This window comes from Acidovorax sp., from assembly GCF_046341535.1.
Classification (GTDB): domain Bacteria; phylum Pseudomonadota; class Gammaproteobacteria; order Burkholderiales; family Burkholderiaceae_C; genus Acidovorax.
Window position 1 is genome coordinate 28979 of sequence record NZ_JBKDRI010000042.1, and the last position, 24201, is coordinate 53179.

Below are 24201 nucleotides of genomic sequence, written 5' to 3' on the forward strand. Positions count from 1 at the left end.
ACTACCGTCTCTCCAACCACAAACGCACGACTCCCTCGGGCCGCATAGTGACGTGCAGCCTGGGCACACACGATGCGGCCCCCTCCGGCAACCGCAGCCGATACCGCTGTAGCAGCATCGCCGCCAGCAAGGTCATTTCCAGCATCGCAAAGTGCTGCCCAATGCACACCCGCGGGCCGATGCCGAAGGGAATCCACGCACCCTTGGGAATGTCCGGGGCGCCCTCCATGAAGCGCTCGGGCACAAACTGGTCGGCCTGGGCAAACCAGCGTTCGTCGCGGTGCAGTACCCAGGGCGTGACGCGCAGCAGGGCACCCTGGGGCACGGCCGTGCCGCCGAGCATGATGGGGGCGATCGTGCGCCGCGTCATCAGCGCGGCAATCGGGGGGTACAGACGCAACGCCTCCTTGAGCGTGGCAGCCAGAAACGGCAGCTGGGCCAGGTGTTCGGGGCTGGGGGTGATGCCAGGTGGCAGCACGGCATCCACCTCGGCCTGCGCGCGCTGCGCAGCGTCGGGGTGCTCGGTCATCAGGCGGCTCCACCACAGCAGGGCGGTGGCGCTGGTCTCATGCCCAGCCTGGAAGGTGACGATGCACTGGTCGAACACCTCCTGCGGCGACAGCGGCTCGCCAGTGGCGTCGTCACGCAGCGACAACAGCATGTGCAACAGGTCGGTGCGCGGTGGGGCAGCCACCGCATCGCTCTCCTGCCGGCTGCGCGCGTCGATATGGCGCTGCACCAGACCCTTGAGTGCCTTGAGCGCGCGCCGCTTGGCCGCCTTGCCAGGCAGGGGCAGCCAATCGGGCAAGGTGAACGGCATGAACATTTCGCGGTACGCGGTTTCCGAGAGCGTCTGGGTCGCCCAGGCGGCTTCCCGCGCATCGGCCTGGGCGGATTCGCTGAACAGCGTACGCAAGATGACGTCCATGGCCACATCGGTCCAGAGCGTGTCCATGGACACCAGGGATTCACACTGGCCGACCGGCACAGCGGCATCGAGTGCCCTGCGGGCAGCGTCGGTCATCAGTTGTGCGTAGCCCGCCACCCGCTTGGGGCTAAAGGCCGGCATCAGCATGCGGCGGTGGCGTTGCCAGGTATCGCCCTCCGTCACCAGCACGCTCTGGCCGAACACCTGTTCGAACACGGCGATGCCGCGCTCCCAGCGGATGAGCTTATCGGCATGCGTGACGAGCGCCTCACGCACAAGGTCGGGGTGCATCAGGTCCCACGCATCCTCATTGCCCAAGCACATGCGCGTCAGGTCACCATGGTCGCGCTGCAGGCGCGTCACAAAACCGAGGTAGTCGGAACGCATCGCCCGCAGCAGGGGCAGGCCCCACCAGCGGCTGGGTGGCCCCCCGGCGTGGACGCTGGGGTTTTGTGCGGTGTGCGTTGTTTCAGCTGGCGATGCGGGTATCGAAGGCATTGCAGTCGGCGTGGAGTGATTCATGGCGTGCATGGTGCAATGCAACAGCGGCCGGGTATTGAACGAATGCGACATCACCTCTGCCCTACACTCGCGGCGCATGGCAACCCTGGTCCCACCCTCCCCACGCCATCCGCAGGGCCTGATCCCCTCGGGGGAACTGTGGCTGCCGCGTGCCAGCCTGTCGGCCTGCCTGCGCGGCACTATCGTCCGTACCACGGTGGGTTACAGCCTGAGCGACGCGCAACGCATCAATCGCTTTCCGGCAACACCGCTGTGCAGCCTGAGCTGGTGGTTCGAAGGCCGCAGCGAGGCCCTGGTGGCGGACCGCCCCGACGCTGTGCCAGACCTGCACAGCCCGCGCGAGGCCTACCCGGGCCGCTGGGTGCTGGCTGGCCCACAAACCAGACCCAGCGCGAGTTACTGCGCCGAACCGACGCACGCGATGATGGTGATGTTCATGCCCGATGCGTTGCATCAACTCACCGGCATCGAGCCGGAAGCGCTGACCGACCGGATGGTGGATGCCCAAACCGTCCTCCCCCGCGACTGGATCGCCATGTGCGAAGACGTGCAGCGCCAGCTAGACAACGCCGCGCGCATGGACTGCCTGGAATCCTTTCTGGAGCCCTGCTGGCAAGCATGCCGCCCCACGCAGCGACTGTCCACGCAGCGCTATGGCGACTGGGCCGTTCACCTGGCGCAGCGCGCGGCCATCTCCGGCCCCGGCCGCAGCCTGCGCCAGCTCGAGCGGCGCATCAAGCGCTGGGCGGGCCTGCCGCTGCGCGAGCTGCGCGGCTTTGGCAAGGCAGAGCAGGCCTTTTTTGACGCCCTGGCGGCCGAGTCGCTTCATGGTGCGGTCCCTTGGGCGGATGTGGCGGCGAGCGCCGGCTTTTCCGACCAGCCCCACCTGTGCCGCGTCACACGCCGCATCACCGGCTTTGCTCCACAGGCGCTTTTTGACGGCATCTGCACAGAAGAACCTTTCTGGGTGTACCGGATCTGGACCTAGGTGATTGGGCAGCACAGCCGCCGAGCACGCTGGACGATGTGCGAGCCACCACGCCCCGTATCATCCCCGCCATGCTTGCCAAGTTGATGAGTTTTCTTCTGCTGGGGGTGGTGCGCTTCCTCACGGGCTCCCAGGCACGCTGGTATGGCTGCCCGCCCAAGGCCGAGCAGCGCATCTACTTTGCCAACCACCAGAGCCATGCCGACATGGTGCTGATCTGGGCGGCGCTGCCCGAAGAGCTGCGCAGTATCACCCGCCCGATTGCGGCCAAAGATTACTGGACCAAGACCCCGTTTCGCCAGTGGATCACCACGGCGGTCTTCAACGCGGTGTATGTGGACCGGCAGGCCACGCCGCCCCGTGCGGCCCTGGCGGCACCGGCCGATGGCGCGGGTGTGCTCGGCGACATGGCCCGCGCCGCGGCCGATGCAGACACTGCGATGGCGGGCGGGCCCGATCCGTCGCCCGAGGCCCCGCCCCGCGCACCCACGCCCGAAGAACTTCGCGCCGCCCTGCCCCCGGGCGATCCGCTCGCGCCGCTGGTGCGGGCACTCGAGAGCGGTGATTCCATCGTGATCTTTCCGGAAGGCACGCGCGGCCATGGCGATGAGCCGCAGCCGTTCAAGTCGGGCCTTTTCAAGCTGGCGCAGATGTTTCCGCACGTGGTGCTTGTGCCTGCCTGGATCAACAACGTGCAACGGGTCATGCCCAAGGGCGAAGTCGTGCCCGTGCCCATCCTGTGCTCGGTGACGTTTGGCGCGCCGATCGCGCTCGAGCGCGGCGAGGATCGCCGCCCCTTCCTGAACCGTGCGCGGGCCGCCGTGCTGGCGCTGAGGGACATCTGACATGCGCCATCCATCGACGGTGTCACACGATACGACCAGGCTGTGTGCAGTGCAGTGCTCAGGGCACATGCGCTCGCCTGTCGATGGGGCTGCGCCATGAACCAGTTTTTGCGCGGCCTGTCGGCCACCCAGCAGGTGGGCGCACTGTTTGTGGTGGTGTTCGGCATTTTGGCCATCGTGACCGCATGGGCCTTTGTGCACAGTTTGCGTATGCACCATGGCGATACGCTCGACTCCGAGGCGCGGGCGATGCAGGCGCGGCGCTATTGGGGGCTGCTCAAGACATCGTGGGGCATGACCACGGTGTTCTGGGTGGGCTGGGTGCTGGGCGAGACGATGGCCACGGTGCTGTTTGCGGTCGTCTCGTTTTTTGCGTTGCGCGAGTTCATTACGCTCTCGCCCACCCGGCGCGGCGATCACCGCAGCCTGGTGCTGGCGTTCTTCGTGGTGCTGCCGCTGCAGTTTTGGATTGTGGGCAGCAAAATGTTCAACCTGTTCACGGTGTTCATCCCCGTGTACGTGTTTCTGGCGCTGCCGGTGTCAAGCGCGCTGGCCAATGACCCGGAGCGTTTTCTGGAGCGCAACGCCAAGCTGCAGTGGGGCATCATGGTCTGCGTGTACGGCATGAGCCATGTGCCCGCGCTGCTGCTGCTCGACTTTCCGGGCTACCGCGAGGAAGGCGCGTTTTTGGTGTTCTTTCTGGTGTTTGTGGTGCAGACCTGCATGGTGGTGCAGCACCTGCTGGGGCGGCGCTTTCCGCACACCCCGGTGGCACCCAACGTGAGCCAGAGCTTTCAGTGGGCAAGCTGGCTGGCTGGCGTGGCAGCCGGTGGGCTGGCGGGCGCGCTGCTCACATTCATCACACCCTTCAAGCCCGGGCAGGCGCTGGGCATGGCGCTGCTGGCCTGCCTGGCCGGCAGCCTGGGGCATCTGGTGATGAAGGCATTAAAGCGCGACCGGGGCATCACCAGCTGGGGCATGCAGGGCATGTCGGTCACGGGCGCGGGTGGTCTGCTCGACCGGGTGGACGCGCTGTGCTTTGCTGCGCCCGTGTTCTTCCATTCCGTGCGCTGGTACTTCGGTTTATAGTCAAAAAAGCCACTTCCGCGCGACTGTATTGCCCTGATAGCTACTAAACTTATAGCAATGCGAATCCTAGGCATCGACCCTGGCCTGCAGACCACCGGCTTCGGCGTGGTGGACGTGGACGGCCACAAGCTCCGCTACGTGGCCAGCGGCACCATACGCACCACCACGCTGGCGCTGGGTGATCTGCCCGGGCGCCTGAAAATCTTGTTTGACGGCATCACCGAAGTTGCGGCGCGCTATGAGCCCGATGTGGCCTCGGTTGAAATCGTGTTTGTCAACGTCAACCCGCAGTCCACGCTGCTGCTGGGTCAGGCACGCGGCGCGGCCATTACCGCGCTGGTGGCCAGAAATCTACCCGTGGCCGAATACACCGCGCTGCAAATGAAAAAAGCCGTGGTCGGCCACGGCCGCGCGGCCAAAAGCCAGGTGCAGGATATGGTGCGGCGGCTGCTGCAATTGCCCGGCCTGCCCGGCACCGATGCGGCCGACGGGCTTGGGCTGGCGATCACCCACGCGCACGCAGGGGCCGCCATGGGCAGGCTGGGCGAGACCGCTGCGCTGAACCGGCGGCAACATGCGATGTACAAGGGGGGGCGCAGCTACTGAGCTCGGCCGGCCGCTTCCAAGCCTGCCTGCCACTGCGCGAACCTGCGGCGATCCGCAACGTTTTGGCCGCGCCCGTGATGGACGGGCCGGACAGGGGGGACGGCGCAAACGCACCGCATTGAGGCCACAGACGCCGACGGGCTGAAGCTGGTGGGTGATATCGACAACCCGTCGCTGCGCCTGCGGTCGCTGTCGCTGGATGCTGTGATCCAAGCCCTCGCCGGGCTAGTCGAGTGCGAGGAGGCCGCCCGGGAACCTTTGCATGATCCAGGCGGGCTGCGCTGGAGCAGACTCGCCGGACTAATACAGCGCTTGCCTCAAAGAGCCAGGTCAGCTCCTCTGCCCGACATAGATATAGGTCTCGTCCTTTTTGGCGCTCTGACCCATGAGCGAGATCAGACGGGTGGCTGGGTTGTAAATCACGACTTGATTGATCACCACGCCATTACCCACCGGACAGGCTGAACCGTTGAACGTCAGGGGCAGGTCGAACACGTTCCGGCCGCTGGCGCGGGAAACCAGGGTTCCGCGAACGGAGCAGCCAGCGTAGGAGTTGGTCGATACCAAGCCACCCGTCGTTATCGACAGGGTAATCTGCGGGATCCTGACCTGATTGCCAATGGCCGAGCCGACATACGTGCCCACCACTTCGGTGATCGCTGCCGGTTGTTCGTACAGCACGTCGTAAGTGCCGGCGTACTTCAACTCGTTGGGAGCGGTGATTTGGACCGAATCCCTGACCGAGAACCGGCCAAAGTAACTGACCGGATCGATTCTGCGCAGGGCCACGGATGCCTGATCCACCACATTGAAATATCGACCCGTGCCGGTAATCTGGTCTGGAGCCGACGCCTGGATATTCCCTTGGGAGAACGCCACGATCGTGCCGTCCAAAGCGCTCAGCACGCTCCAGGTTTCGCCATTTTCGAGATGGACGGCCTGAACGTTCAGCGCATCAGGCGTTCGACCTGTCCAAAGACCTTCGGCGCCGGTCACAACGGTGGACGGTGGTTTCACCGGCGGCGGCGCTGCCGCCTCATCCCCACTGCTTCCCCCCCCGCACCCCGCCAGGGCGAATGCTGCCAGTAACCCACCCCAAACAGACCTGTTGATCATTGAAACTTTCTCCTTCGTGAGCGCAAGCAAGAGACGGCCGCTTTAACACGACTCCCCCTCAATCCGAAAGATATCTTAATCGCACCCATCCAAAGTACCGCATGATCAGTTTCACCATGCCCATAAATCGTGTGCAAGGCGCCACAAACCTTCGCACGGGAGGGCGGGTTTTAGCAGCGTATGCCAGAGCCAAGGCTGGGCGGCGGGCCGCCGCGTCCGTAAAACCCCCACCCAACGCCACAAGATAGGATGGCGGTTTTGTTGTTTCACCGCGAACACCGTCTGTTGCATGCCCGCCTTTTCTTTTGAAGCCCTCGACGCCCAAGGTCAGACCCGCAAGGGGCTGATGGAGGCCGACACTGCAAAGGCTGCCCGCAGCATGCTGCGCGCCCAGGCTCTGGTGCCGCTGTCGGTGGAACAGGTCCAGACGGGGCGCTCCATGGACGGCACCAGCGCCAGCCTGGGCCAGCGGCTGCTGACCCGGCCGGTGTTCAACGCCACGGGGCTTGCCATCTGGACGCGGCAGATCGCGGGCCTGGTCTCGTCAGGCCTGCCGCTGGAGCGTGCACTCACTGCGCTGTCTGACGAAGCCGACGACGAACGCCAGCGCAACCTGGTGGCAGCACTGCGCTCCGAGGTCAACGCCGGATCAAGCTTTGCGCGCGCGCTGTCACAGCATCCACGCGAGTTCTCGGACATTTACTGCGCGGTGATCGGCGCGGGCGAGCAAAGCGGCAACCTCGGCCTGGTACTGGAGCGCCTGGCCGATGACCTGGAAGAGCGCCAGGCCCTCAAGGCCAAGCTGGTGGGCGCAGCGCTGTACCCGGCCATCGTCACCGTCGTGGCCATCGTCATCGTGCTGTTTCTGGTGGGGTATGTGGTGCCCCAGGTGGCCAGCGTGTTTGCCGGTAGCAAGCGGGCGCTGCCCTTTCTGACCACGGCCATGCTGGGCCTGAGCGCACTGGTGCGTGGCTACGGGTGGGCCATGTTCATCGTTGTGGGGCTGGGTGCGATGGGCATGCGGTGGGCACTGACCGTGCCTGCCTTGCGCGAGCGTTTTGACGCCGCCTGGCTCAACCTGCCGCTGGTTGGCAAGCTGGCTCGCGGCTACAACGCCGCACGCTTTGCAGGCACGCTGGCCATGCTGACCGGTGCGGGCGTACCCATCCTCAAGGCGCTGCAGGCGGCCGCCGAAACGCTGAACAACCGCGCACTTCGCGCCGACGCCCTGGATGCGCTGGTGCTGGTACGCGAGGGCGCTCCGCTGGCATCCGCCCTGGCACAGAAAAAACGGTTTCCGGGGCTGGTGTCGATGTTTGCGCGCCTGGGCGAGCAGACCGGGCAGTTGCCACTGATGCTGCAACGCGCGGCGCGCCAGCTCTCCACCGAGGTCCAGCGCCGCGCCATGCAGCTGGCGACCATTCTTGAGCCCCTGCTCATCGTGGGCATGGGCCTGATCGTGATGCTCATCGTGCTGGCGGTGCTGCTGCCCATCATCCAGCTCAACCAGTTTGTCAAGTGACCTCCCTTTCAAGGAAATCTTCCATGGCCGTCACCCTGGACGACAAGTTGGTGGTTGCCATCTCGTCGCGCGCGCTGTTCAACTTTGAAGAGGAAAACCTGCTCTTCGAATCGGGCGACGAAGAGGCTTACATGCGCCACCAGCTCGCGCTGGTGCACCAGCCGGCGCGCGCGGGCGTGGCGTTTTCGCTGGTTCGTAAGCTGCTGGCCTTCAATACGCCCGATGCTCAGCACGTGGAGGTGGTGATGCTGTCGCGCAACGACCCCGCCAGCGGAATGCGCGTCTTTGCGTCGGCGAAAGCGGCGGGCATGCGGGTCGAGCGCGGAGTATTCACGCGGGGGCGCGATCCTTTTGCCTACCTGCGCCCCCTGGGGGCCCACCTTTTTCTGTCTGCCAATGAGGCCGATGTGCGTCAGGCCCTGTCGATCGGTTTCCCGGCGGCACGCGTGATGACGGATTCAACGCCGGCGGGGGACCGTTTTCCGAATGAGGTGCGCATTGCCTTTGACGGAGACGCGGTTTTGTTCTCGGACGAGGCGGAGCGGGTTTTTCAGACTGCTGGATTGCCCGCTTTCCAGGAAAACGAAGCCGACAAAGCAAGCCTGCCACTGGCGAGCGGGCCGTTCAAGCCACTGCTTGCGGCGCTGCACCGCCTGCAACAGGGCGCGCACGCTTCGCACACCATGCGCATCCGCACGGCGCTGGTCACTGCCCGCAGTGCGCCCGCGCATGAACGGGCTATTCGCACGCTACTGGACTGGGGCATCAACGTGGACGAGGCCATGTTTCTCGGCGGTCTGGAGAAAGGGCCTTTTTTGAGGGAGTTTGAGCCGGACTTCTTTTTCGATGACCAGACGGGCCACGTCCAGTCCGCAGCACGCCACGTGCCGGCAGGGCATGTGAGCAGTGGAATCACCAATCTGGCGGGCGCGGGCAACGAAAGGCCAGCACAACGGGCGGCAGATCAGCCCCCCGGGCTGGTTGAGCCCAAGAACAGCTAACGCTTACAAACCGCCCGTGCGTTTGATCTTCGGATCGGAATAGGTCAGCGGTTCGTTCTTGACCTGCTGGGACAGGCGTTCCTGCATCGTCATCTTGTTGATGTCCTGGGCCACCTCAACCGCCGTACCGCTGGCGCGCCACATCGACTGGATCAGTTCCAGCAGTTGCTTGTAGATGGGTTCCTTGGGCGGCTCGGGCGGCTCCTGCACCGTTTCTTTTTTCTTGACCTCGGTCCAGTCCCGGTTCGGCGAGTCTGGCGCAGACGGTTTGTCGGGTGATTTCACGATGGCGCCCTCCCCCATGCGGTCCATGGACTCCACGGGGTTGGGCGCGTTGATCGGGCGCACGGGGGGAGCACCAGAGGCGCCAGTGGAATACAAATCAGCGCCCTGAGGACGCCAACTTGGCGATCGGTCGACAGGTGGCAGTTGCATGACAATGGCCCAAAAGTTGAAAGGTGGTCGGACGCTTTACGACGTCCTCGTACCTGCATTACGGCAAAAAGAAGGGCAAATTTAGGCTTTTTTGCGGGATCAATCAAAAATTAGGGTTTTTACTTAGCTTATCGATGCAATCTAGCGCGCCACGCGGGGAAAACGGCTTAAACCTAAAAACGGCAGTTGACCGCTTGTCATCTTGCCGCACACCGCATGGACTCGGGCCTTGGGTTGTTTTTTGCAGCCTCACCTTTGGGGTGACAGCGCTATGCACTTGCCAGCACCGCTTTTGGAGCGCCATGCGGTGTTGCTCCTCCGTGCAGGCCAGAGCCTGCCGCGTCGTCGCGCCGAGCCGGGCACCCCAACAGCAGCGCTGGCAAATGCATCCAACTGCCGTTTTTAGGTTAAAGCGCGGCTGGCTGGCGGCCCATGGGCCAATGGCGCAGGCATCTGGCGGGCAACCTCACATTGACCGTCGGGAAAAGCCCGTCAAGCCCGTCTGAGGACAACAGAGCGGGACGACCGCGGGCAATGGCGGACTACGTTGGCACACTGCGCTGGCGCTGTGCCAGGGCAGTTGGAGTCGATGGCGCTGTGCCCGGCGGTCAGCCGGTCAGAGGAATCGCTCCAGGATCCGGCGGGACGGGCGATCCAGAGCCGTGGTGTCCGCGATGCGAAATTGCACGCCATCGCCCCCCGCAATCAGCAGGCGTGTGCGCCCACCGAGCCGACGAATGTCTTCCTCGGCCTTGAGCACCAGACGGGCGGGACCCCTGTCGGTCACAACATCCCAGGTGCTTGGGGTCGAAAAACTCGATACCGCCACGATCTTTTCGATAGCGGGCACAAACTCGCGCACCTGCAGCTCGTCTTCCACCAGCTGGCGCGCGTCTGCGGGCAATTGATCCAGGTGGTCCAGCCAGAGCAACTCATGGCCATCCTGGCCGACGAGCGAAAGCCCCTCTGCGGGCGCAGCGATCGGGAACGCGCGCACGGGTGTCACCCCTTCGTGGCGGGCGCCGTCGGCCAGCACCAGTACCAGCCGTCCGTGGGCATTGCGCGACAAATGGACGGCAGCGGGTTGGCGGGGCGATGGGGTCATGGTGGCGGTATGCATGGCGCAGAGGGCGTCCGAGGGTTCAGGATTGGCCCGCAGGGTGGGCCGGATGCAGCAGGCTGCTGTCAATGATCACCCCGGCGGCCTGCGCGTCTTCCTCCGCGCGGCGCGCCTGGGCCTCGTACAGGCGCCAGTAAGCGCCCTGCTTTTCCATGAGTTCGTCATGCGGGCCGACCTCGACCACCTCGCCGCGGTCCATGACCACCAGCCGATCGGCCTTGCGCAGGGTGGACAGCCGGTGGGCAATTGCAATGGTGGTGCGGCCCTGTACCAGGTTGTCCAGCGCTTTCTGGATTTCCTTTTCGGTCTCGGTGTCCACCGCCGACGTGGCTTCGTCCAGGATCAGGATGCGCGGGTCGATCAGCAGGGCGCGGGCAATGCTGATGCGCTGGCGCTCGCCACCCGACAGGCCCTGACCGCGTTCGCCCACCAGCGAGTCGTAGCCATGCGGCAGGCGCAGGATGAATTCGTGGGCATGTGCAGCGCGGGCAGCCGCCACGATTTCCTCCCGCGTTGCCTCGGGCTTGCCATAGGCGATGTTGTCGGCAATCGTGCCAAAAAAGAGGAAGGGTTCCTGCAGCACCAGACCGATATGGCGCCGGTAGTCGGCCACTGCAAAGCGGCGGATATCGATGCCATCGACCTGGATGGAGCCATCGCTCACGTCATAAAAGCGGCTGATCAGGTTCACCAGCGTGCTCTTGCCCGAGCCGCTGTGCCCCACCAGGCCAATCATTTCACCCGGCCGGATCTCCAGGTTCAGGTCCTTGATCACCGACCGGCTGCCGTAGCGGAAACCCACACCCTGCATGGTGATGGCTCCCTGGACTTTGTCCACCCTGACCGGCTGGGCCGGGTCAGGGACGTTGCTCACATGGTCCAGGATGTCAAAGATGCGCTTGGCGCCCGCCGCGGCCTTTTGCGTGACCGACACGATGCGGCTCATCGAATCCAGCCGGCCGTAAAAGCGGCCGATGTAGGCAATGAAAGCCGTCAGCACGCCCACGGTGATCTGGTTGCGCGACACCAGCCAGATGCCAAACGCCCACACCACCAGCAAACCGATTTCGGTGAGCAACGAGACGGTGGGGGTGAACAGACTCCAGGTCTTGTTCAGTTTGTCGTTGACCTCCAGGTTGTGCTGGTTGGCATCGCGAAAGCGCTGCGCCTCGCGCTTTTCCTGGGCAAACGCCTTGACGACGCGGATACCAGGAATGGTGTCCGCCAGCACGTTGGTCACCTCGGACCATACGCGGTCGATCTTCTCGAAGCCGGTGCGCAACCGGTCACGCACCGTATGGATCATCCAGCCAATGAACGGCAGGGGCACCAGCGTGACGAGTGCCAGCCAGGGATTGATCGAAAAAAGAATCACAGCCGTCATCAGGATCATCAGCACATCCGTGATGAAGTCCAGTGCGTGCAGGGACAAAAAGACATTGATCCGGTCGGTTTCCGAACCGATGCGCGCCATCAGATCACCCGTGCGTTTGCCGCCGAAGTAATCGAGCGACAGGCGCAGCAGGTGCTCGTAGGTGGTGGTGCGCAGGTCGGCACCAATGCGCTCTGAGACCAACGCCAGGATATAAGTGCGCGCCCAGCTCAGACCCCAGGCCGCCAAGGCGGACAGCAGCAGTCCGCTCAGGTACAGCAGCACCAGCCCGGGTTCGATCTGCTTGCCGTTCTGGAACGGAATCAGGATGTCATCCATCAGCGGAATGGTCAGGTAGGGCGGCACCAGGGTGGCAGCGGTGGACGCCAGGGTAAGGGCAAACCCAGCCGCCAACTGGTTACGGTAGGGTCGCGCAAAACGCCACAGCCGCAGCAGCACCCAGGTGGACGTCTGCGGCGGCTGGGCGCGCGCGCAGGCGGGGCACTCATCGGTATCGGGCGGCAACGGCGTGTGGCAGACCGTGCAGGCGGGCTCCTCGGCATCGGGATACAGGTGGCCGTGCTGGGCGCCGCCCACCACGCGGGCGCTCTGGTCCTCAAAGCGCTGCACCAGGCGCAGCGCCTGGGCATGGTGGGTCAGGGTAAAGCGCCACAACGCCAGCCGCGCACCTGCGTCGTGCAGCGACAGCGCGCCCACGCCGCCGTGGTCCTGCAGGTGAAGGACCAGCCCACCACCGAGCGACCACGACTGCCATTGGGTGCTGCCGGCCGGGCAAGCCAGAAGCCGCTCGGAGGTGACCACCACCCAGCCCTGGGCAAACCGAAGATCTGCGCTCAGGTCAACCTGCAGCGCAGCCAGCACGTTCTCAGAGGAAGAAAGCAGGGCCCGTAGATCCGCCCCCACAGGGCCAGCGAAGACACCCGAGGCGTCCACAGAATGGTGATGTTGCATTTTTATCTGGTTATTCCGACTGTGGCGGCGTGGGGCCATTGGCCACACGGCACAGCGCATTCTGCGCGATGTCTCCGCACAGCGGCACTTTGGCAGGACGCATCTTCAGACTAACGCCCAACCCCCGCAGTTCGCTGACACTGCCCTGCGGCGCCAGACTGTCGCACAATCTCGGGCGATTTCCTTTCAAGTCCGGTCTTAGCCGCCCGGGCAAGCCAACACAACCGCTGCAATTCATGGCGAAACTCAACGATATCCAACTGCTTCGCATCAACTACCTGCGCGGCCCCAATATCTGGACCTACCGCCCCGTGCTGGAAGTCTGGCTGGATCTGGGTGAGCTGGAAGACTACCCATCGCACACCATCCCAGGCTTCAACGCCCGGCTGACACAGTGGCTGCCCGCACTGATCGAGCACCACTGCGGCGTGGGCGAGCGCGGCGGGTTCCTGCAGCGCCTGGAAGAAGGCACCTGGTGTGGCCATGTGCTTGAACACATTGTGATCGAGCTGCTCAACCTGGCCGGCATGCCCACCGGCTTCGGGCAAACCCGCAGCACCTCGCAGCGCGGTGTGTACCGCATGGTGTTTCGCGCCCGTGACGAGCAGGTCGCCCGCGTGGCACTGGCACAGGGCCACGCACTCATCATGGCGGCCATCAACGACCAGCCTTTTGACGTGAAGGCCGCCGTGGCGCGCGTGCGCACCGAGGTGGATGACCAGTACCTCGGCCCCAGCACCGCCTGCATCGTCACCGCGGCCACCGACCGCGGCATTCCGCACATCCGCCTGAACGACGGCAACCTGGTGCAGCTGGGCTATGGCGCCAGCCAGCGCCGCATCTGGACGGCCGAGACCGAATACACCAGCGCCATCGCCGAAGGCATCGCCAGCGACAAGGATCTGACCAAGGGCCTGCTCAAGTCGTGCGGCGTACCCATTCCCGAAGGCCAGGTGGTCAACAGCCCCCAAGAAGCCTGGGAAGCCGCGCAGGACATCGGCCTGCCCGTGGTGGTCAAGCCCTCGGACGGCAACCATGGCCGCGGCGTGACGCTGGACCTGCGCAAGAAGGAAGACATCGAGGCGGCCTACCACGTGGCCTACCCCGAGGGCAGCGACGTGATGGTCGAGCGCTTCATCCCCGGTAACGAACACCGCCTGCTGGTGGTCAACGGCAAGCTGGTGGCGGCCGCCCGCGGCGAGGTGGTCAGCATCACCGGCAACGGCCGCTCCACCGTGCGCGAGCTCATCGACAGCCAGCTCAACTCCGACCCGCGCCGCGGCTACGAGGAGGAGTACCCGCTTGAGATCATCGACATCGCCACCAACCCCAAGGTGCAGCTCGAACTCAAGCGCCAGGATCTGCACGCCGATGCGGTGCCTGCCGCCGGTCGGCAGGTGGTGATCGAGCGCAACGGCAACGTGGCCGTGGAATGCACCGACGAAGTGCATCCCGAGGTGGCCTACACCGCTGCCCTCGCGGCCAAGGTGGTGGGCCTCGATATTGCGGGCATCGATCTGGTGGTCACGGACATCTCCAAACCCCTGCAGGCGCAGGGCGGTGCGATTGTTGAAGTGAACGCCGGCCCTGGCCTGCTGATGCACCTCAAGCCCGCAGAAGGCGCGCCACGCCCGGTCGGCCAGGCCATCGTGGAGCACCTGTTTCCCAGCGAAGACGGCGATGCGCTGCCGGGCCGCATCCCGGTGGTGGGCGTGGCTGGAACGCGCGGCACATCCACCATTGCACGGCTGGTGGGCTGGCTGCTGCACCTGGGCGGCCATCACACCGGCCTGGCGTGCACCGAAGGCATGTTCCTGGACCGGCGCTGCATGGAAACCACCGACTGCACCCACTGGGAGGCCGCACACCGCCTGCTCATGAACAAGATGGTGCAGGCCGCTGTGATCGAGAGCAACGCACGCACCATCCTGCGCGACGGCCTGGCCTACGACCGCTGCCAGGTGGGCGTGGTGACCGACATGGACGGCGTGGAGACATTGGCCGAATTTGATGTGCACGAACAGGACCAGATGACCAAGGTCATGCGCACCCAGGTGGATGTGGTGCTCCCTGAAGGCGCGGCGGTGCTCAATGCCGCCATACCGCAAGTGGCCGAGCTGGCACCTTTGTCCGATGGAGCCGTGGTGCTCTACGCCCAGGACGCCAGTCTGCCCGTGGTGGTGGCGCACCGTGCCAATGGCAGCGGCCGGGCGGTGTTGGTCAAGAACGGCCGCGTGGTGCTGGCCACTGGCAACGCCGAACATGTGCTGGGGACGCTCACCGAACTCACCTTCGGCCGCAACGCCGTGGTGCCGGATACCGATGCGCTGCTTGCCGCCATCGGCGCAGCCTGGGCGCTGGACATTGCGCCCGACCTGATCGGCGCTGGCATCAAAACCTTCGAGCCGGAGCTGCCCGTGCGCGCCGGCCTGACAAGCTGATGAACAGCGCCACATCCCGCGGCCTCCGTACGAACGGCTGCAGCCTCTGCGCGTTGCCCGCAAGCCCTGATCGCATCGATTACTGAAAGAGATCCCATGGATGTATCCCGCACCCGGGCCCTGCGTGGCCCCAATCTCTGGAGCCGCCACATGGCCATCGAGGCCGTGGTGGCCTGCACCGAATCGGAACGCGCCATGGCGCGGATCGAGGGCTTCGAGACGCGGCTGCGGGCCCTGTTTCCGGCCATCGGCGCGCTGCACCCCGAGGGCGGTGACTCCGATGTCTCGCTGGCCCACGTGCTGCAAGCTGCCGCACTGGCGCTCCAGGCCCAGGCGGGCTGTCCGGTAACCTTTGCGCGCACCTCCGCCACCATAGACCCCGGCGTGTACCAAGTGGTGGTGGAGTACAGCGAAGAGGCCGTAGGACGCCGCGCCTTCGAATGCGCACGGCAGCTCATCGACGCCGCACTGGGCAACGGCAGCTTCGACGCGGAGACGGTGATTGCCGAGCTGCGCGAGCTGGACGAGGACGAGCGCTTGGGCCCCAGCACGGGCTCGATCGTCGATGCCGCGGTGGCGCGGGGCATCCCCTACCGGCGCCTGACGCGCGGCAGTCTGGTGCAGTTTGGCTGGGGTTCCAAGCAACGCCGCATCCAGGCCGCCGAGATCGACACCACCAGCGCAGTGGCCGAATCCATTGGTCAGGACAAAGACCTCACCAAGCGTCTGCTGCACGCCGCCGGTGTGCCGGTGCCGCTGGGCAAACCGGTCAATACGGTGGATGAAGCGTGGGAAGTCGCCCTCAAGGTCGGCCTGCCCGTGGTGGTCAAGCCCCAGGATGGCAACCAGGGCAAGGGGGTCACGGTCAACATCACCGACCGCGCCCAGCTCGAAGCAGCCTATCAAAACGCCGCCGAGTACGGCACGGTGATGGTCGAGCGCTTTCTCCCCGGCCACGACTTTCGTCTGCTGGTGGTGGGCGACCAGCTGGTGGCGGCCGCCCGGCGCGAGCCGCCCCAGGTGCTGGGCGACGGCCAGCACACCGTGCGTCAACTGATAGAGCAGGTCAACCTGGACCCGCGCCGAGGCGAAGGCCATGCCACATCCCTCACCAAGATCAGGCTGGATGACATCGCCGTCGCACGCCTGGCCATGCAGGATCTGACGCCCGAATCGGTGCCCGCCAAGGGCCAGCGCGTGATTCTGCGCAACAACGCCAATCTGTCCACCGGCGGCACCGCCACCGACGTGACCGACGACGTGCATCCCGACGTGGCGGCCCGCGCGGTGGCCGCTGCGCAAATGGTGGGCCTGCACATCTGCGGGGTGGACATGGTGGCCGAGACCGTGCTGCGCCCGCTGGAAGAACAGGGCGGCGGCTTTGTGGAAGTCAACGCCGCGCCCGGCCTGCGCATGCACCTGGCCCCCAGCTACGGCAAGCCGCGCAATGTGGGTCAGTCCATGGTCGACAAGCTCTACGCCCCGGGCGAGGATGGCCGCATCCCTACCGTGGCGGTGACCGGCACCAACGGCAAGACCACCACGGCGCGCCTGATTACGCACCTGTTCACGGCGCAGGGCCTGCGCGTGGGCATGACCAATACCGACGGCGTGTACGTCAATGGACGCCAGATCGACAGCGGCGACTGCAGCGGCCCCAAGAGCGCTCGCAACGTGCTGCTGCACCCCGAGGTGGACGCCGCCGTGTTTGAGACCGCGCGCGGCGGCATCCTGCGCGAAGGGCTGGGCTTTGACCGCTGCTCGGTGGCCGTTGTCACCAACATCGGCGCGGGTGACCACCTGGGCATGAACTACATCACCACGGTGGAAGACCTGGCCGTCGTCAAGCGCGTGATCGTGCAAAACGTGGCGAGCAACGGCTACGGCGTGCTCAATGCCGCTGACCCTGTCGTGGCAGCCATGGCACCGTCCTGCCCCGGCAAGATCATCTTCTTTGCCAGCGACCGCCACCACCCCGTGATGGCCACGCACCGCGCGCAGGGCCACCGCTCCGTGTATGTGGATGGGGACTCCATCGTGGCCTCTGAAGGCTCATGGCGCGAAACCATCCACCTGCGCGATGTGCCCATCACGCGCAATGGCAAGATCGGTTTTCAGGTCGAAAACGTGATGGCCGCCGTGGCCGCTGCCTGGGGCGTGGGCATGCCCTGGCAGACCATCCGCCGGGGCCTGTCGGGCTTTGTGAACGACAGCGACAACGCCCCCGGCCGCTTCAACATCATGGATTACCGTGGCGCCACCGTGATCGCTGACTACGGCCACAACCCCGATGCGATGCGCGCCCTGGTGGGTGCCGTGGATGCCCTGCCCGGCAAGCGCCGCAGCGTGGTCATCAGCGGTGCGGGCGACCGCCGCGACGAGGACATCCGCGAGCAGACCGTCATCCTGGGTGCGGCATTTGACGATGTGATCCTGTACCAGGACGCCGCCCAGCGCGGCCGGGGCGACGGCGAAGTGATGGCGCTGCTGCGCGAAGGTCTGGCAGGCGCGAGCCGCACCAGGCACGTGGAAGAGATCCGGGGCGAATTCATCGCCATCGATGCTGCGCTGGAGCGCCTGCAACCCGGCGACCTGTGCCTGGTCCTGGTCGATCAGGTGGAAGAAGCCCTCGCCCACCTGACCAAGCGCTGCGCCGAAGCAGGCGCCACAGCGTGAAGCGCGCTGCCACCGCGGCTGCCGCCGCCGCACTCTTTGCCATGTTCCACCTGCTGGGAGCAGCGGGCGTGGCCCGCGCTGCAGCTGGCGACAAAGTGGGCACGGTCGACACCGCCTTTCAATGGATCGGCCGCGACCACGACATCATTGTGGAAGCCTACGATGACCCGTCCGTTCCCGGCGTGACCTGCTATGTCTCGCGCGCCCGCACGGGTGGCATCAAGGGGTCGCTGGGGCTGGCCGAAGACCGTGCCGAAGCCTCGATTGCCTGCCGGCAGGTGGGGCCCGTGAGCTTTCCTGGGCCGCTGAAGCGGCAGGAGGAAGTCTTCAGCGAGCGCATGTCCATCCTGTTCAAGCGCCTGCGCATCGTGCGCATGGTCGATTCGACCCGCAACACGCTGGTGTACCTGACGTACTCGGAAAAGCTCATTGACGGATCGCCGCAAAACAGCGTGACGGCCGTGCCGGTCGACCGGGCCACCCCCATCCCGGTACGCAAGTGAGCGAGCCAGGCCGTGGACCTGGGCGTTGTGTGCGCGTTCGGTGCCAGGCGCTGCAGGGGCGATAAGAGCGGCGCCCGCTGCGCCGACGCAAATCCCCACGGACTGTGGCGTTGAATTCGCACTGCCTAGACTGCATCTGACGAGCCCTTTCGCCTTGCCACCCTTGCCCATGAACATCGACCAGCAAACATCCATCCTCGCCATCGCGCTGTTGGCGGCGTTCGCCGACGGCAACAAAGACGACGCGGAGCGCGAGGAAATCCGCCGCATCGCCCACGCCTTGGGCAGCGACGCGGGCATTGCCAGCCTGCCCCGCATCTACCAGGATGTGCTGCTCAAGCGCACCACGGTGCAGACTGCGGCTGCGGGCTTGAGCGATAGCGCGCACCGCCAGCTGGCATATGAGATGGCCGTGTGCGTGTGCGATGTGGACGGCCGCCAGACCGACGCCGAGCGGGCGTTTCTGGCCACCCTCAAGTCCGCCCTGCAACTGGATGCGCAGCAAACCGCCGCCTTTGACTTGCAAGCCGATGCGATGGTCGATGTGGCACAAGAGGCCGCGCCCATCCGCAGCAGCGTGGGCTACGCCCCCACCCCCGCCGCGCCCAAAACCTCCAGCGCGGGCCCGGCCACCACGGTGCTGCCAGCGGCACAAGAGGCGGCGATGGACAAGTCCATCCTGAACTACGCCCTGATCAACGGAGCGCTGGAAATGCTGCCCCAGTCCTGGGCCTCGATGGCCATCATTCCCATGCAGGTCAAGATGGTCTACGGCATTGGCAAGACCTACGGCGTGGAGCTGGACCAGGGCCACATCAAAGAGTTCATCGCTGCAGCGGGGGTGGGCCTCACGTCGCAGTACCTGGAGCAGTTTGGCCGCAAGCTGCTCGGGGGTCTGCTGGGCAAGGCAGCCGGCCGCACCATCGGCGGTCTGGGCAGTGCCGCCACCGGCATGGCGTTTTCGTTTGCCACCACCTATGCCCTGGGGCAACTGGCGCGGCGCTACTACGCGGGTGGCCGCGTGATGAGCACGGCTGTGCTGCGCGAAACCTTTGAAGGCCTGCTGGCGCCCGCCAAGAAGATGCAGGCGGACTACTTGCCACAGATCCGCGACAAGGCCGCCACGCTGGATGCCGGCAAGATCATGGCGATGGTGCGCGGCGCTTGACGCGACCGCCCGCCTGTCTTATTGCTACGTTTTTTGTAGCTATAAATCTAATACAAACAAGCGCGATAGACATTTTTTATTAACATTTTTGGCCGGACTGCGACTGCAGCACGCCCGCGCCACCGTGAGCGGCGTGCCCGGCGATGCCCGCGCGCAACGCCACAGGCGCTGCACAGCGCCGGGGGGCCCGGCATGACGGCTGTGCATGACAGAATTGGGCATGCGCGCCAACCCGGACCCCGCCGACTCCAAGATTCCCGCCACGTCGCTGGATTCGACGTCGGACAACGCCATGAACGCGCTGTACCGCGCGGCGCTCGGGCCGCTCAACAGCGCGTACTACCTGCCCGTGTTCGAGCGCTTTGACGCGACGGGGCGCACCACGACCACCTGGAACTGGGCCGCCAGCCTGTTCACGCTGGGCTGGATGGTGTTTCGCCAGTTGTGGGGGCCGGCACTGGTGTACGTGGCGGCCGCCGAGGGGCTGGCTCTGCTGGTGTTTGCGCTGTGCCTCGTGCTGCTGCAGTGGCCGCAGGGTATCGAATGGGGCGTTCTGGCCACTGTGGCACTGCTGGCGTTTGCCGTGCCGGGCCTGTATGGCAACGCCCTGCTGCACAACGACATCCGCAAGCGCATCACCCGCGCGCTCGCCGCATCGCGCACGGTACCCGAGGCCTGCGAACTGCTGGCGGGCCAGGCCAGTACGCGACGACGCCTGCAACTGCTGGTGCTGGGGCACGTGGCCATCGTGGCGGCCGCCGCAGTGGCATACCTGCTGATCCCGCAAGACACCAGCAACCGACCGTTTGCGATGGAGCCCGAGCTGACCGTGGCACAGGCCGCCTCCGCCAGCGCAGCGGCCTCCGCACCTGTGGCTGCAGAGGCCGTGGGGGCTGAGACGAAAGCGCCCGCGACACCGCTCGCAGCCGCCTCAACTGCCGCGCCCAACGCTGCCCAGGACACTGCTTCCGTTGCGCCTGCAGCCACCGCCACACCAGCGTCTGCCGTTGCGCCGTCTGCCCCGCCCGCGGCGGCGGTTTCCGAGACTCGCGCGCCCGACACCGAAGGCCCCGCTCCACTAACCCCTCCTGATCCCCCCGCCGCAGCGGCAGCGCCCGCCTCTGCCGCATCCCCGCCCCGCAAGCCTGCCAGCCCGCTGCCACGCGACACGGCCAGCCAGCGCAAAGCAACCGCGCAAGCCACACCCTCTGCGGCAACTGCGGCATCACGCGCTGCCAGCAAGCCCCCCAAGAACGCATCGGCGGCCTCTGCATCGGCAAGCAACAGCACCCCAGCTACCTCGGATGACGCGGTGCCCCCACCGGCCGGCAGTCTGCCGGGCTACTACATCAATGTGGGGCTGTTCGCCCAAGAAGCCAACGCACGCAAAGCGCAGGCACGGCTGCTCAACGAAGGGCTGCCCGCCTTCCGCCAGGAGCTGTCAACGCCTGCGGGGCGCCGCATTCGGGTGCGCGTGGGCCCGTACCCGACACGCGCGCTGGCAAACAAGGCGGCGGACACGATCAAGGCCATGCAACTGGAGGCGGTGGTCTTCAAGCAGTAGGACTGCCAGACGGGTGTCAGCGTGCGCCCGCATCGCCCCCCCGCAAGGCGCACCTAAAATCAGAGGGCTCTTGGAGCTCAAGAGCCAACAACACAGACCCAATCAGACAACATCATGGCAACGACAAAGAAACCCACCACCCCCGCCACCAAAGTCGCCAAGGCGGCTGCACCCGCCAAGAAGGCAGCGCCTGTTGCAAAGCCCGCGCCCGCTGCGCTCAAGCCGATCAAGACGGCTTTCAACAAGACCACGCTGGTGGCCCATCTTGCCGAGCAATCGGGTGTGGAGCCCAAGGCCGCCAAGGCCGTGCTGGCCGCGCTGGAAACCGCCATTTTGGGCTCGGTGCACAAGAAGGGTTCCGGAGAATTCACGCTGCCAGGCCTCCTGAAGATCGGTCTGCAGCAGGTCCCGGCCAAGAAAAAGCGTTTTGGCAAGGACCCGTTCACGGGCGAAGAACGCTGGTTCCCGGCCAAGCCCGCCTCCGTAAAAATCAAGACGCGCGCGCTCAAAAAGCTCAAGGACGCCACGGTCTGATCGCGCCACGGCTCCATCGTCGGCAGCCGCCGCGAATCCACGGGGACCTTGTGCCATGCGGCGCAAGGTCCTTTTTGCTGGGCACTGGGGTGGTGGTCAGCCTCCTGTGGATGCACTCTGCGCTGCACGCAAGCCCCAGCCGCCGGCGTGCGTGTTCGCCTTACGCTTCAGGGCCGCAGCCTCAGGCCGAGGAAATGGTCGAGCATGTGAAAGTGATCCTCGAAGAACTCCTCCTCGCGGCCGCCCAGCGCGTCGATCGGCACCCACAGCGCTTCCTGCGCGTCATCATCGGCCGTCAGATGGGGCAAGGCGGTGTTGCCCAGGTCAAAGTAGTGCGCGTGGGTGATGGTGCGGCCACGCTGGCTGCGATCCGGATGGTCAAACACGGCTACGGCCTGCAGCGCCGCGCGCATGGTGGCCTCGGGTAGCGTGCAATGCGTTTCTTCGGCCAGTTCGCGCAGGCACGACTGCCACAGGGTTTCGCGCTGCTCGATGAACCCGCCCGGCACAGCCAGCTGGCCCTTGCCCGGTGCATGGGCGCGGCGGATGAGCAGGATTTGATCCTGGCAGCGCAGCACGGCATCGACCGTGACAAACACAGGCGGGTAGGGCGCGGCAGCCCACGCCGCGCGGTACCCCCGGAGCATGCGCCATTCTTCCTGCAAGGCAGCATACGCGGGCGTGTCGGCAAAAACCTCCAGCGCGACCCGGGTACCTGGGGGAATCTGGGCCGCCAGCGGTGCCAGCGCCTGTAGGGCCTTCCCTGCCGCCGCGCCAAAGTAGGCATCGCGCACCGCAGTGGCATCAATATTCCCCTGGCGCCCCACGTTGATCAGGTCCCAGTCTGGGAAGGCGCGCAGGTAGCTGCTGGTGGCATCTTTGAAGTGCCCGACCAAACCGATACGCGCGCCCTCGGGAGCCAGGCCCGCAACGGCGGCGCGCACGGCGTTCGCCCACACGGCCTCGTTGTAGCAGTCGCGCATCGGAAGCACCCGCATCCGGGCACGGTCGGCAGCGGGCAAGGCCGCGCGCAGCATGGCCTCGCGCTCCTGCCAGGTGAACGGGTTCTTCGGCGAGCGTGCCTGCCAGGCAGAACCCACCACCACGATGACCTGCGCCGCGCTGGCCAGAGCTCGCTGCAGCAGGGCCAGGTGGCCGCTGTGCACCGGCTGAAAGCGACCGATGTAGATGGCGATATCGTGCATATGCCTCCAGTGGTGGGTACAGCCGACGCAGCACTGAGGGCTGCCTTCAGGCTGGCTTTGAAGGTATTTTTGACCACGGGCGCCTTTTGCGATTGCCCCTGATGCTACTTTTTTTATAGTGATTTTAGCGCGACGCCGGGTGCAGGCGGCATCGCTCGGGGCCAGTTGCTGACGAAAGCAGTAGCGCCAAAACGCATCCATCGGATATGATGACTGTATAAATAAAAGGGGTGTCTATTTAGCTCCAGCAGCGCCACAATAGCTGGATGGAAACCCAGATGCTAACGCCAACTCCCGGGCAGGACCACCCTCGCACCTGGAATGAATTTCTTGACTGGTTTGCCACCGAAGAAGCCTGCCAGGCGTTCCTGGAGAAGCTTCGCTGGCCCCAAGGCTTCGTCTGCCCGCGTTGCGGCAACGCTGGTGATGTGTACCGCGCCAGCCGCACCCGCCTGATGTGCCGCTCATGCCAGTACCAGGGCACAGTGACCTCAGGCACCATCTTTGACAAGACTCGCACACCGCTGCGTGTCTGGCTGGCTGCGGCTTGGTACCTGACCAATCAGAAACAAGGCGTGAGCGCCCTGGGGCTGCAGCGCGTATTGGGTTTGGGGAGCTACCAGACTGCCTGGACCATGCTGCACCGGTTCCGACGCGCCATGGTCCGCCCGGGCCGGGACAAGCTCAAGGGGCTTGTCGAGGTGGACGAAACGTACCTGTCCATCACGGATCGCAAAAATCCCGCTACTCCAGCAGGGCGCAAGAGCAGCACCACCAAAGTGTTGATGGTCATGGCGGTGGAGATCGTGGAGCCCAAGGGGTTCGGGCGCATCCGGTTGCGCCGCATTGACCGGGACTCCACCAACCACGTCATCCCCTTCGTGCAGGAAGTGGTCGAGCCCGGAGCCCAGGTCCGCACGGATGGTTCGGCGGCCTACCGCGCTCTGGGAGAGCTGGGTTACACCCACCAGCGCACCGTCATGCTCGGCTCAGGCGTACCTGCCCATGTCTCCATGGCGGGAGTGCACCGGGTCGCCTCATTGGTGCAGCGCTGGGTGCTGGGAACGCATCATGGCTCCGTGCAGCCAGACCACCTGGACGCCTATCTCGATGAATTCGTGTTCCGGTTCAACCGACGCACATCCAGCTCACGCGGGATGCTTTTTTACCGCTTGCTGCAGCAGGCGGTAGTGACGCCGCCAGTGACCTATGGGGATGTTGTGAGCAAGAGCAGCGGGGATGGGCAATCGGATACGATGGCTGGATGAAATCACAGCATCAATGGGGCTGCTGGAGCTAAATAGATACCCCTTTTATGCATACAGTATCTCTACGCGAACAAGTGTTCGAGGGAGAACGTGGTGAACGACGAGAAGTATTTGGCAGGCCTGCGATCCTACTGGAAGACGCACAACGTCTTTCCGACGATTGAGCTGCTGTGCAGCGTCATTGGGCTAACCCGAATATTTCACGGCAATTGGTCGAAGGCGGAGCGAAGCGAGTTTTTCTGTTGATTTTGGGCTGCCAAGTGCTCTGGCCAGGGCTTTGATGTGCTGCAAAAGGCTATGGCGTGGTAACCAGGCACACCGGCCCC

At 65.2% G+C, this 24201-nt stretch carries 19 protein-coding genes; 13 read left to right on the forward strand and 6 right to left on the reverse strand.

All coding sequences use genetic code 11. The annotated features are described in order from the left end of the window. Position 1 precedes the first annotated feature (1 nt). Complete coding sequence (locus ACK543_RS02915; protein ID WP_409941359.1) at positions 2 to 1450, reverse strand: cytochrome P450; 1449 nt, start codon at positions 1448 to 1450, stop codon at positions 2 to 4. Between the two features lie 76 nt (positions 1451 to 1526). Between ACK543_RS02915 and ACK543_RS02920 the strand changes: the two genes are divergently transcribed. The 4 genes from ACK543_RS02920 to ruvC all read left to right on the forward strand — a co-directional run bounded on the left by ACK543_RS02920 (position 1527) and on the right by ruvC (position 4978). Beyond that, entirely contained in the window at positions 1527 to 2438 is a 912-nt protein-coding gene (locus ACK543_RS02920; protein ID WP_409941360.1) for an AraC family transcriptional regulator, read from the forward strand. Positions 2439 to 2509: 71 nt separating this feature from the next. After that, a complete protein-coding gene (locus tag ACK543_RS02925; RefSeq protein WP_409941361.1) occupies positions 2510 to 3283 on the forward strand; it encodes a lysophospholipid acyltransferase family protein in 774 nt (257 codons plus the stop codon). A 96-nt stretch (positions 3284 to 3379) separates the two neighbouring features. Continuing rightward, a complete protein-coding gene (locus tag ACK543_RS02930) occupies positions 3380 to 4372 on the forward strand; it encodes a phosphatidate cytidylyltransferase (RefSeq protein WP_409941362.1) in 993 nt (330 codons plus the stop codon). Positions 4373 to 4429: 57 nt separating this feature from the next. Next, on the forward strand, positions 4430 to 4978 hold the full coding sequence (gene ruvC / locus ACK543_RS02935; protein ID WP_409941363.1) for a crossover junction endodeoxyribonuclease RuvC: 549 nt from the start codon (positions 4430 to 4432) through the stop codon (positions 4976 to 4978). A gap of 330 nt (positions 4979 to 5308) precedes the next feature. Here ruvC and ACK543_RS02940 read toward each other — a convergent pair whose 3' ends face one another. Next, entirely contained in the window at positions 5309 to 6094 is a 786-nt protein-coding gene (locus ACK543_RS02940; RefSeq protein WP_409941364.1) for a hypothetical protein, read from the reverse strand. Positions 6095 to 6383: 289 nt separating this feature from the next. On the opposite strand from ACK543_RS02940, the gene gspF reads away from it, so the two are divergent. Beyond that, positions 6384 to 7616, forward strand: coding sequence for a type II secretion system inner membrane protein GspF (gene gspF, locus ACK543_RS02945; RefSeq protein WP_409941365.1), 1233 nt, complete (start codon positions 6384 to 6386; stop codon positions 7614 to 7616). Positions 7617 to 7639: 23 nt separating this feature from the next. Beyond that, positions 7640 to 8617, forward strand: a complete 978-nt coding sequence (locus ACK543_RS02950; protein WP_409941366.1) for a 5'-nucleotidase — start codon at positions 7640 to 7642, stop codon at positions 8615 to 8617. Positions 8618 to 8620: 3 nt separating this feature from the next. Here ACK543_RS02950 and ACK543_RS02955 read toward each other — a convergent pair whose 3' ends face one another. From ACK543_RS02955 to ACK543_RS02965, 3 genes are all read right to left on the reverse strand, one after another. Beyond that, positions 8621 to 9052 carry a hypothetical protein gene (locus ACK543_RS02955; protein WP_409941367.1) on the reverse strand — a complete coding sequence of 144 codons (432 nt, stop codon included), beginning with the start codon at positions 9050 to 9052 and terminating at the stop codon, positions 8621 to 8623. A gap of 616 nt (positions 9053 to 9668) precedes the next feature. After that, a complete protein-coding gene (locus tag ACK543_RS02960; protein WP_409941368.1) occupies positions 9669 to 10172 on the reverse strand; it encodes a DUF1854 domain-containing protein in 504 nt (167 codons plus the stop codon). A 22-nt stretch (positions 10173 to 10194) separates the two neighbouring features. Next, positions 10195 to 12516 (reverse strand): ABC transporter ATP-binding protein, encoded by a 2322-nt coding sequence (locus ACK543_RS02965; protein ID WP_409941369.1) that lies wholly within the window; start codon positions 12514 to 12516, stop codon positions 10195 to 10197. A 236-nt stretch (positions 12517 to 12752) separates the two neighbouring features. On the opposite strand from ACK543_RS02965, the gene cphA (ACK543_RS02970) reads away from it, so the two are divergent. The 6 genes from cphA (ACK543_RS02970) to ACK543_RS02995 all read left to right on the forward strand — a co-directional run bounded on the left by cphA (ACK543_RS02970) (position 12753) and on the right by ACK543_RS02995 (position 21402). Continuing rightward, positions 12753 to 14957, forward strand: a complete 2205-nt coding sequence (gene cphA / locus ACK543_RS02970; protein ID WP_409941370.1) for a cyanophycin synthetase — start codon at positions 12753 to 12755, stop codon at positions 14955 to 14957. A gap of 96 nt (positions 14958 to 15053) precedes the next feature. After that, positions 15054 to 17633: a cyanophycin synthetase gene (gene cphA / locus ACK543_RS02975; RefSeq protein ID WP_409941371.1), complete on the forward strand. Its 2580-nt coding sequence runs from the start codon at positions 15054 to 15056 to the stop codon at positions 17631 to 17633. Between the two features lie 41 nt (positions 17634 to 17674). Continuing rightward, the gene (locus tag ACK543_RS02980) at positions 17675 to 18136 is read left to right on the forward strand and encodes a CreA family protein (RefSeq protein ID WP_409941379.1); all 462 of its coding nucleotides are present in this window, start codon (positions 17675 to 17677) and stop codon (positions 18134 to 18136) included. Between the two features lie 169 nt (positions 18137 to 18305). Continuing rightward, on the forward strand, positions 18306 to 19304 hold the full coding sequence (locus tag ACK543_RS02985) for a DUF533 domain-containing protein (protein ID WP_409941372.1): 999 nt from the start codon (positions 18306 to 18308) through the stop codon (positions 19302 to 19304). 205 nt (positions 19305 to 19509) lie between these two features. Further along, positions 19510 to 20868 carry an SPOR domain-containing protein gene (locus ACK543_RS02990; RefSeq protein ID WP_409941373.1) on the forward strand — a complete coding sequence of 453 codons (1359 nt, stop codon included), beginning with the start codon at positions 19510 to 19512 and terminating at the stop codon, positions 20866 to 20868. Positions 20869 to 20982: 114 nt separating this feature from the next. After that, complete coding sequence (locus ACK543_RS02995; RefSeq protein WP_409941374.1) at positions 20983 to 21402, forward strand: HU family DNA-binding protein; 420 nt, start codon at positions 20983 to 20985, stop codon at positions 21400 to 21402. Between the two features lie 167 nt (positions 21403 to 21569). Here the strand turns inward: ACK543_RS02995 and ACK543_RS03000 are convergent, their stop codons facing one another. Further along, positions 21570 to 22607, reverse strand: coding sequence for a bifunctional nicotinamide-nucleotide adenylyltransferase/Nudix hydroxylase (locus ACK543_RS03000; protein ID WP_409941375.1), 1038 nt, complete (start codon positions 22605 to 22607; stop codon positions 21570 to 21572). 266 nt (positions 22608 to 22873) lie between these two features. Between ACK543_RS03000 and ACK543_RS03005 the strand changes: the two genes are divergently transcribed. Continuing rightward, entirely contained in the window at positions 22874 to 23875 is a 1002-nt protein-coding gene (locus ACK543_RS03005; protein ID WP_409941376.1) for an IS1595 family transposase, read from the forward strand. Positions 23876 to 24201: the final 326 nt, after the last annotated feature.